Source organism: Vibrio sp. MarTm2 (genome assembly GCF_027587055.1).
GTDB classification, from domain to species: domain Bacteria; phylum Pseudomonadota; class Gammaproteobacteria; order Enterobacterales; family Vibrionaceae; genus Vibrio; species Vibrio sinaloensis_D.
This window is the reverse complement of record NZ_JAPPTK010000042.1, coordinates 1-1,126: the sequence shown is the minus strand read 5'-3', so window position 1 is coordinate 1,126 and position 1,126 is coordinate 1. Positions and strand designations below refer to the sequence as shown.

The 1,126-nt window shown below is 44.3% G+C and carries 1 protein-coding gene; it reads left to right on the top strand.

Annotated elements, in window-relative coordinates; all coding sequences use genetic code 11:
- Positions 1-111: 111 nt before the first annotated feature.
- Positions 112-1,126 (top strand): hypothetical protein (locus OH458_RS21925; protein ID WP_269979852.1); only part of this gene is annotated, 1,015 nt, incomplete at its 3' end.

Genomic DNA, 1,126 nt, shown 5'->3' with positions numbered 1-1,126 from the left:
ACGTATAACAAAGCATTTAAGAATGATTCGCAACGCTTGGCGGTTTCGCTTCGCTCAAGTATAGCCAAGCGTCGCTCACACCTTAATGCGGCGTTATGAGGAGTTTAGAGTATGCAGCAATCTCAGATTGTTGAAGAGAAAGTAGTAAAAGCAGTCAAGGACTTTGCATACTCGATAAATTCGGGGAATAAAGTCGTTGCTGATATGTCCTCGTTGATTGATGCGACTTCCCAACTGCCACTGACAAGTTTTGATTATTGGGAGCGAATTATTCGATCTGAGTTCTCCCTTGCACTAAGAGAACTTGAGTCTCCGAAATGGAAGTTTTGGTCTAAGCCTAGAGAATTGTTAACTTGGCTAGATTTGATAAGTTGGGATGGCTACAAGAGAGAAAAAGCTCTACGAACTTTGTCAGGAGCAGCCCCCAATGCGTTTTTCTTCTCTCTTGCAGTGCGTCGACTTAATGATTGGGTGCCACAAGTACGTGAAGCGGCGAGAGATACATTGCCGGAGTTAGCAAAAGCGACAGCACCGGATTTCGTAGTCGAGGCCTTGCTAACTGCTCTTTCAAACTGGAATTCTTGGGGCAGGATTGAAGATGCGGACAAGAAAATTCTTTTACAAATCATATCTCAGAAAGACATTGCGAACTCAATGAGATCTAGGTTGATTTCTTCAAGTGCAGGACCTATGCCTTCACTGTTTTCTCAGCTTGGACGCACAAATATTCTTGATGATTATTTACCAGAAATTGCAGAACTAGCCGTACAACCCGCAGTTCGAGCCAAAGCGTACCGAAGCCTGCTTGAAAGGCGCATAGCTTGGATAGAGGGCCGAAAGTGGAAATGGACTGATATCCGTTATTGCGAGGGAAGAATGACGCCCATCGTGTCTGCACGCAAGTTAAACATCAAAGTTCCAACATTGGAATTGCTAAAATGCTCTGCTGAAGATCGGTCATCTGTTGTAAGGAGGGTATCAGCAGAGGCTTTGATTCGAGATCTAGAAGGTGTTGGAGTGCACGCTAAAGTATTAGCAGAAAAATTTGCATTAGATCAATCCTCTGCGGTGTCGGAAAGGGGACGGTTTGCATTGAATAAGCTTCAGGAATTGGAGTTCGACAACT